Annotated in this window: 10 protein-coding genes and 1 pseudogene; 8 read left to right on the forward strand and 3 right to left on the reverse strand. The window is 73.3% G+C overall.

Annotation, left to right across the window (positions count from 1 at the left end; genetic code table 11):
- Positions 1–473 (reverse strand): dihydropteroate synthase (gene folP / locus ACFV5N_RS21470; RefSeq protein WP_385602211.1); only part of this gene is annotated, 473 nt, incomplete at its 3' end.
- A 238-nt stretch (positions 474–711) separates the two neighbouring features.
- Here folP and folB point away from each other — a divergent pair.
- The 3 genes from folB to ACFV5N_RS21485 are packed head-to-tail and all read left to right on the forward strand — an operon-like array spanning position 712 to position 2228.
- Complete coding sequence (folB, locus tag ACFV5N_RS21475; protein WP_385602213.1) at positions 712–1071, forward strand: dihydroneopterin aldolase; 360 nt, start codon at positions 712–714, stop codon at positions 1069–1071.
- Positions 1068–1679: a 2-amino-4-hydroxy-6-hydroxymethyldihydropteridine diphosphokinase gene (gene folK, locus ACFV5N_RS21480; protein WP_019436166.1), complete on the forward strand. Its 612-nt coding sequence runs from the start codon at positions 1068–1070 to the stop codon at positions 1677–1679. Before folB ends, folK begins: the two co-directional genes overlap by 4 nt.
- Positions 1680–1724: 45 nt before the next feature.
- Positions 1725–2228 (forward strand): DUF3180 domain-containing protein, encoded by a 504-nt coding sequence (locus ACFV5N_RS21485; protein WP_385602217.1) that lies wholly within the window; start codon positions 1725–1727, stop codon positions 2226–2228.
- A gap of 36 nt (positions 2229–2264) precedes the next feature.
- On the opposite strand, the gene ACFV5N_RS21490 is transcribed toward ACFV5N_RS21485, so the two are convergent.
- Positions 2265–3404 carry an ABC transporter ATP-binding protein gene (locus ACFV5N_RS21490; RefSeq protein ID WP_385602219.1) on the reverse strand — a complete coding sequence of 380 codons (1140 nt, stop codon included), beginning with the start codon at positions 3402–3404 and terminating at the stop codon, positions 2265–2267.
- 40 nt (positions 3405–3444) lie between these two features.
- On the opposite strand from ACFV5N_RS21490, the gene ACFV5N_RS21495 reads away from it, so the two are divergent.
- The 5 genes and pseudogenes from ACFV5N_RS21495 to ACFV5N_RS21515 all read left to right on the forward strand — a co-directional run bounded on the left by ACFV5N_RS21495 (position 3445) and on the right by ACFV5N_RS21515 (position 7257).
- Positions 3445–4122, forward strand: a complete 678-nt coding sequence (locus ACFV5N_RS21495; RefSeq protein WP_385602222.1) for an ABC transporter permease — start codon at positions 3445–3447, stop codon at positions 4120–4122.
- Entirely contained in the window at positions 4119–4886 is a 768-nt protein-coding gene (locus ACFV5N_RS21500) for an ABC transporter permease (RefSeq protein ID WP_385602224.1), read from the forward strand. The genes ACFV5N_RS21495 and ACFV5N_RS21500 overlap by 4 nt, the downstream gene beginning before the upstream one ends.
- 32 nt (positions 4887–4918) lie before the next feature.
- Positions 4919–5905 (forward strand): ABC transporter substrate-binding protein, encoded by a 987-nt coding sequence (locus ACFV5N_RS21505; RefSeq protein ID WP_385602227.1) that lies wholly within the window; start codon positions 4919–4921, stop codon positions 5903–5905.
- Between the two features lie 94 nt (positions 5906–5999).
- Entirely contained in the window at positions 6000–6794 is a 795-nt protein-coding gene (locus ACFV5N_RS21510) for a hypothetical protein (protein WP_385602229.1), read from the forward strand.
- Between the two features lie 64 nt (positions 6795–6858).
- Positions 6859–7257: pseudogene (locus tag ACFV5N_RS21515) on the forward strand (SRPBCC family protein).
- Between the two features lie 24 nt (positions 7258–7281).
- Here the strand turns inward: ACFV5N_RS21515 and folE are convergent.
- Positions 7282–7884 carry a GTP cyclohydrolase I FolE gene (folE, locus tag ACFV5N_RS21520; RefSeq protein ID WP_375064716.1) on the reverse strand — a complete coding sequence of 201 codons (603 nt, stop codon included), beginning with the start codon at positions 7882–7884 and terminating at the stop codon, positions 7282–7284.
- Between the last annotated feature and the right edge of the window lie 99 nt (positions 7885–7983).

A 7983-nucleotide genomic window follows, 5' to 3' on the forward strand; every position in this document is an offset into this window, starting at 1 on the left:
TCCGTGTACACCGCGCGGTCGTTCATGTCGATGCTCTGGCCGCGCCAGTGCATGACCACGAACGGCACCCCCGCCTCGGCGACCACCGGCACCATCCGGGCGTCGGCCCGCCCGCCGCTGACGTCGTTGACGAGGCGCGCCCCGGCGGCGACCGACCGCTCCGCGACGGAGGCGCGCATGGTGTCGACGCTGACGATGACGCCCTCGGCGGCGAGCGCGCGGACCACCGGGAGCACCCGGCGCAGTTCCTCGGCCTCGTCCACCCGGGTGGCGCCGGGGCGGGTGGACTCGCCGCCCACGTCGATCAGATCGGCTCCGGCGGCCACCAGGTCGAGGCCGTGCTTGACGGCGGCCTCCGGGTCGAACCACTGCCCGCCGTCGGAGAAGGAGTCGGGCGTGACATTGACGACGCCCATGACCGCACACCGGCCCCACGCCGGGAGCCCGGCCACCTGCCCCTGCATCTCACCCATACCCCCACCCTAGACACCGGAGGGATTCCGGCATCCTCCCCGGTCCGCGCGCGTGCGCGCTGGGCGACCCCGGCCGGGCGCCGCCGCGGCGGCCGTGATGGGGTGGGCGCCGGAGCTTAGCCGGTACGGCGGGCGGGTAACCGCCGCTGACAGGGCCGGTCACCGGCCGCAGGTAGATTCGAATGTGCCGGCGGCAACGGCCCGTACCGGCACGGGACCAGCGAGAGGGGAGCAGGCCATGGATCGCATCACGCTGCGCGGGCTGCGGGCCAGGGGGTTCCACGGCGTGCTCCCGCACGAGCGGGAGGGCGGCCAGTGGTTCACGGTGGATCTCACCCTGAGCCTGGACACCCGGCCCGCCGCCGCGGCCGACGACCTGACGAAGACCGTGGACTACGGGGTGGTGGCCCAGGAAGTCCTCGCCGTCGTCGGCGGCGAACCCGTCGATCTGCTGGAGACGCTCGCCCAGCGGATCGCCGACCGTTGCCTGGCGTTCACCGCCGTGCACGAGGCAGAGGTGACCCTGCACAAGCCGCAGGCGCCGATCACCGTTCCCTTCGACGACGTGACCATCACCATCAAGCGGAGCCGAGCATGACCCCCAGCAATGCCGCGTCCACTCCCGATCCGACCGTCCAGCCGGTGCCCGCCTCCGTGGTGCAGCAGGTCGACGCCGCCGACTCGACTCTCCACAACCCCAAACACGCCGTGCTGTCCCTCGGCAGCAACCTCGGCAACCGCCTCGAAACCCTCCAGGGCGCCATCGACGCGCTGGAGGACACGCCGGGACTGCGGGTGAAGTCCGTGTCCCCGGTGTACGAGACGGAGCCGTGGGGCGTCGCGCCCGGCACCCAGTCCACGTACTTCAACGCGGTGGTCGTGGTGAAGACCACGCTTCCCCCGGCCTCCCTGCTGGAGCGCGCGCACGCCATCGAGGAGGCGTTCGAGCGCGTCCGCGACGAGCGCTGGGGGCCGCGCACCATCGATGTGGACATCGTGTCCTACCAGGGCGTCGTCTCGGACGATCCGGAGCTCACCCTGCCGCATCCGCGGGCGCACGAGCGGGCCTTCGTCCTGGTGCCGTGGCACGATGTCGATCCGGCGGCCGAGGTGCCGGGGCAGGGCCGGGTCGCCGACCTGCTGTCGGCGCTGCCCGAGCAGGGCATCGCGCGGCGCGCCGATCTCGAACTGGTCCTGCCCGACTGAGCGGGGAGGCACGGAACAGGTGACGGACGAGGGGCGCGGACAGCGGTGAACCACCTGCGGATCAGAAACCTGGCCGGGCTGTTCGCCGCCGCGTTCGCCTTCGGCTGGGCGGGTGCCGGGCTGTGGGACACGCTGGGCACCCTGCCCGCCGTACCGCTGCTCGCGCCCGTCGTCCTCGCGGTCATCGCCGCCGTGCTGCTGGGTACGGCGGTGTCGCTGCGCGGCCGGCTGCGGGCGCAGCGCGAGCGGCGGCGGGGCGCCCGGCCGGTGGAGCCGCTGATGGCGGCCAGGGCGGTCGTCTTCGGCCAGGCGAGCGCCCTGGTGTCGTCCCTGGTGGCGGGGTTGTACGGCGGTTTCGGGCTGTTCTTGCTGCTGGAGCGGATGGACGTGCCCAACCGGCGCGAACACGCCCTGTACGCGGGCCTGTCGGTGCTGGCCGGGATCGCGGTGTGCGCCGCCGCCCTCTATCTGGAGCGGGTGTGCAAGCTCCCCGACGGGGACGGCGACGACGACCACGACCGGCACGGCCCGATGGGCTCGCCGATCTGACCGGCCCCCGGCCGGGCGGACCGGTCCGCCCGGCCCTCACCCCACCGGCGCGCTCTCCACGGCGCTCTCCGCGACCGAGCGGCGCAGCGCCGCGTGCAGGCTCGCCGGGGTCAGGACGCCGAGGAAGCGGTCCCCGTCCAGCACGGCGATCCAGCCCGCGTCGTACTGGAGCATGGTGGCGAACGCCTGCTTGAGCGGGGCGCCCACCGGCAGCCACGCCTCCATCCGGCGGGCGTGCCCGGCCACCGTGCCATCGGGGGCGGGGCCGTCGTCCTCGCGCGGTATGCGCACCCAGCCGTGCAGCCGGTCCGTGCCATCCAGCACGACCGCCCAGCGCGCGCCCTCGGCGCGCATCCTGGCGCAGGCCGTCGCCATGGAGTCGGCCAGATGGACCACCGGCGGCTGCTCCAGATCGGTGATCTCGACGGGTGTGACGGACAGCCGCTTGAGGCCGCGGTCGCTGCCGACGAAGGACGCCACCTCCTCGGTGGCCGGCGCGCCCAGCACGGTGGCCGGGGTGTCGAACTGCGCCACCCGGCCCTGCCCGAACACGGCGATCCGGTCGCCGAGCCGCACCGCCTCCTCGATGTCGTGGGTGACGAACAGCACCGTCTTGCGCACCTCGGCCTGGAGCCGCAGGAACTCGCTCTGCAGTCGCTCGCGCACCACCGGGTCCACCGCGCCGAACGGCTCGTCCATCAGCAGCACCGGCGGGTCGGCGGCCAGCGCCCGGGCCACGCCCACCCGCTGCCGCTGACCGCCCGACAGCTGGTCGGGGTAGCGGCCCCCGTACACGGCCGGGTCCAGGCCGACCAGCTCCAGCAGTTCGGCGGCCCGCCGCCGGGCGGCCGCGCGGCGCTCGCCGAGCAGGACGGGCACGGTGGCGGTGTTGTCGAGCACGGTCTTGTGCGGGAAGAGCCCGACCTGCTGGATGACGTAGCCGATGCGGCGGCGCAGCCGCACCGGGTCCTGCTCGGCGACGTCCTCGCCGTCCAGCAGGACACGCCCGGAGGTGGGGGCCTCCAGCCGGTTGACCATCTTCATGGTGGTGGTCTTGCCGCAGCCCGAGGGCCCGACCAGGGTGACCAGTTCGCCGCGCGCCACCTCCAGACACAGATCGTCCACCGCGAGGGTGCCGTCCGGATAGCGCTTGGTGACGTGGTCGAAAAGCAGCATGTTCATGAGTCTGTCAGGTTTACCGCCTAGGGTCGTGGACATGAGTGCGAATAGTTGTCTGGTGGCGAACGACTGGATCTGCGGGGAGTACGTACGCACCCGCGGCCAGGAGCTGGCCGACGCCACCGTGCAACACCTCGTCATCACGGCGTCCGCGGTGGCCATCGCCGTCGCCGTCGCCTTCCCACTCGCCCTGCTGGCCCGCCGCTGGCGGCCGGCGGCCGGCTCACTCCTGGGGCTGACCACCGTTCTCTACACCATCCCGTCCCTCGCCATGTACGCGCTGCTGCTGCCGTTCTTCGGCCTGTCGATGGCGGTGGTGGTGTGCGGACTGGTGCTCTACTCCCTGACCGTCCTGGTGCGCAACATGCTCACCGGGCTCCGCTCCGTGCCCGCCGACGTCCGGGACGCGGCACTCGGCATGGGGTACGGACGCGGCCGGCTGCTGCTCACCGTCGAACTGCCGCTCGCGCTGCCCGCCGTCATGGCCGGGGTCAGGATCGCCACCGTCTCCGCCGTCTCCCTCACCACCGTGGGCGCCATCGTCGGCCACGGCGGCCTCGGCAACCTCATCTACAGCGGCATGCAGAGCTACTTCAAGGCCGAGGTGCTGACCGCCTCCGTGCTGTGCGTCCTGCTCGCCGTCACCGCCGATCTGCTGCTGCTCGGCGCCCAGCGCGCCCTCACCCCCTGGGCCCGGAAGGGACGGATCGCGTGAACGCCCTGACCGGAGCCTGGAGCTGGCTCACCACCGCCGCGCACTGGAGCGGCGACGGCGGCATCACCCAGCGGCTGGGCGAGCACCTCTACCTCACGGCCGTCGCCCTGCTCGCCGCCTGCGCCATCGCCCTGCCGCTCGCCATGTGGCTCGGCCACGGCGGCGGACGCCGCGTCGGCGGAGCGCTGGCCATCAACATCTCCAACGCCGGCCGCGCCGTGCCGACCTTCGCCGTGCTGGTGCTGCTCACCCTCACCCCGCTCGCCCGCTACGGCGAACTGCCCACCCTCATCGCCCTCGTGCTGTTCTCGGTGCCCCCGCTGCTCACCAACGCCTACGTGGGCATCGCCGGGACCGACCGCGACATCGTGCAGGCCGCGCGCGGCATGGGCATGTCGCGGTGGCAGGTCCTCGGCCGGGTCGAACTGCCGCTGGCCTTCCCGATGCTGATGACCGGGGTGCGCACCGCCGCCGTGCAGATCGTGGCCACCGCCACGCTCGCCGCGCTGCCCGGCGGCGGCGGGCTCGGCCGCGTGATCACCGCCGGCTTCGCCAACTACCGCACCGCGCAGGTCGTCGCGGGCGCCGTCCTGGTGGCCGTGCTCGCGCTGGCCGTCGAGGGACTGCTGGCCCTGCTCCAGCGGCTGCTCGACCCCACCCGTCCCGGGCGCCGCCGCGCCGGTGCCGCACCGGCCGCGGACGCCGTACCGCCCGGCCCCGTCCCCGTACCGGCCGACGCCGCCGAGGCGCCCGCCCGGCCCTGAACCCGTACCCTCCCCCGTCGAAAGGCGACACCGTGACCGCGACCACCTCCCGAACCCCGCTGCGCCGGCTGCTCGGCGTCACCTGCGGCAGCGCCGCCCTCGCGCTGGCGCTGACCGCCTGCGGCGGCGACAGCCTGGAATCCGGGGGAGGCGACGGCGGCGAGCAGGACAGCGGCGCGTCCACCGGCACCCTCACCATCGGCGGCGGCGACTTCACCGAGGCCACCATCATGGCCGAGCTGTACTCCCAGTTGCTGACGGACGCCGGCTACACCACCGAGGTCATCACGGTGCAGAGCCGCGAACTGTACGCGCCGGAGCTGGAGAAGGGCTCGATCGACATCGTGCCCGAGTACGCCGCCACCCTCACCGAGTTCCTCAACGTCCGGGCCAACGGCGAGGACGCCCCGCTCGTCGCCTCCTCCGACCCGGTGGCCACCGTCGAGGCGCTGCGGGAACTCGCCACCCCGCGCGGGCTGACCGTGCTGGACGCCGGGGACGCCGTCAACCAGAACGCCTTCGCCGTCACCGCCGAGTTCGCCGAGGAGCACGGGCTGACCACCCTCTCGGACCTCGGCGCCTCCGGACTGCCGATCAAGCTGGCGGCCGGCGATGAATGCCCAGAACGTCCGTTCTGCCAGCCGGGTCTCGAAGAGGTCTACGGCATCGACATCACCGGGATAGACCCCAAGGGCGTCGGCACCGTCCAGGCCAAGCAGGCGGTCAAGGACGGCACCGACGATCTCGTCCTGGTGTCCACCACCGACGGCACACTCGACGAGTTCGGCCTGGTGCTGCTGGAGGACGACCAGAACCTCCAACTCGCCGACAATCTGCTGCCCGTGCTGCACGCCGGCATCGGTGACGACCCGGAGATCACCGACACGCTGAACCGGCTCACCGCCACCCTCACCACCGAGGATCTCGTGGAACTCAACCGGCAGGTGGACGCCGAACGTCTCAAGGCGGCGGACGTCGCCGGGAGTTATCTCCAGGAGAAGGGACTGCTCGGCGGCTGATCCCCCGTCACCCGGCCACAGCGGAATGTAACCACCTGAGAACGGTCCGCCGGGCGGGTCCCGGCGGGCCCGGGCGTCACGGTAGGTTTCGGGCATGGCCCGTGGACGTCACCGCAATGCACCGCTGCACCGGGTGCTGGTTCCCGCCCTGCTGGGAGGGACCGCCGTACTGAGCGCCGGCACCGCCTGGTTGGCCGGCACCGGCGACGGCGGCATCGTGGTGCTGCGCTCCCTGACCACGCTCGCCGCGGCCGCCGCCGTCGCCGCGGCCTTCCTGCTGCGCCGCTGGGACCTGGAGGCCGGCCGCAAGGTGGCCCGCGAACGGGCCGCCAAGGCCGGCATCAGCTGGCAGGTCGAGGAGAAACAGGCCGAGCTGGAAGAGGCCCAGGAACTGGTCGCCACCCTGGAGGCCAAGGTCCGCGCCAAGCGCATCGAACTGGGCCGGCTCCGCTCCGAGCACGCCGACCTGCTGCGCCGGTACGCCACCGCCGAGACCGAGCGCGCCAAGGCCCTGGAGGGCCGCAGGCAGCTGGCCCTGGAGGCCGCGGAACCGGCCAAGGCCCTGCCCGCGCAGGCGACCGACCACCGCACCTCGGGCGGCGCCCCCACTCAGCTCACCTACCTCCAGGCGTACGAGGCGCTCGGCAAGCTGTCGCGCAACGGCTCCCGCCAGGAGCAGGCCCGGCAGGAGCAGGCCGCCACACAGCAGCAGCCGCAGGAGCGGCCCGGCCGCCCGGCGGCGCGGCCGGCCGAGGGCGACACCCCGCCCGCCGGCACCGCGCCGCAGGCCCGCCCCGTCCCCCAGCAGCCCCAGCCGGCCCCGCCGCGGCGGACGGAGCCCGCCGGCGGGTTCGACTTCTTCGGCAAGCCCCGGGCCGGCAAGCACTGACCCGCACCGCACCGGCCGTTTCGTTCAAGACGGGCCGGCCCCGGCCCCCGATAGCGTGCCCGGCATGGAATCCCTGCATCTGAGCACGCGCATCGAGCGGCCCGCCGACGAGGTCTACGCCTACGCCGGTGACCCGGCCCAGCTGCCCGCCTGGGCCGCCTGACTCGGCGGCTCCATCGAACTGGTCGACGGCCGCTGGATCGCCGCCGCCTCCCCCATGGGCCGGGTGGAGGTGACCTTCGCGCCCCGCAATCCGTACGGCGTCCTCGACCACGAGGTGCGGCTGCCCGGCGGCGAGAGCGTGTACAACCCGCTGCGGGTGATCCCGGACGGCCCGGACGCCTGCGAGGTCGTCTTCACCGTGCGACGCCGCCCGGGCCGGAGCGAGGCGGACTTCCGCGGCGACGCCGCCGCCGTCGAGAAGGATCTGGCCACCCTCAAGCGGCTGCTGGAACGCGCGTAGCGCGCGGAGCCGGCGCCCGTCCGCTCAGCGGGAGAGGATCAGGCTCATCGCCTCGGCGCGCGTCGCCGCGTCCCGCAGCTGACCGCGGACCGCCGAGGTGGTGGTCTTGGCGCCCGGCTTGCGCACCCCGCGCATCGTCATGCACATGTGCTCGCACTCCACCACCACGATCACCCCGCGCGGCTCCAGGATCCGCATGAGCGAGTCGGCGATCTGCGTGGTCAGCCGCTCCTGGACCTGCGGGCGGCGGGCGTAGACGTCCACCAGCCGGGCCAGCTTCGACAGGCCGGTGATCTTGCCGCTGGAGGACGGGATGTAGCCGACGTGGGCCTTGCCGACGAACGGCACCAGGTGGTGCTCGCAGGAGGACATCACCTCGATGTCCTTCACCAGCACCATCTCGTCGTGGCCCAGATCGAAGGTCGTGGTCAGCACATCCTCCGGCTCCTGCCACAGCCCGGCGAATATCTCGCGGTACGCCCGGGCCACCCGGGCCGGGGTGTCCCGCAGCCCTTCGCGGTCGGGGTCCTCGCCGACGGCGATCAGCAGTTCACGGACGGCGTTCTCGGCGCGCTTCTCGTCGAACGTGCCGACGTGGCCCGCCCCCGCCGTCACCGGGTCGGTCATGTGCTCCCGCCTCGTTCCTCTCAGGCATATGCGCTCAATGGGCCGATATGAACGGCCGCACCCCCCAAGCCTAAAGCGGGGGGGGCGCGGCCGCTATTG

The organism is Streptomyces sp. NPDC059853, assembly GCF_042731495.1.
GTDB lineage: Bacteria > Actinomycetota > Actinomycetes > Streptomycetales > Streptomycetaceae > Streptomyces.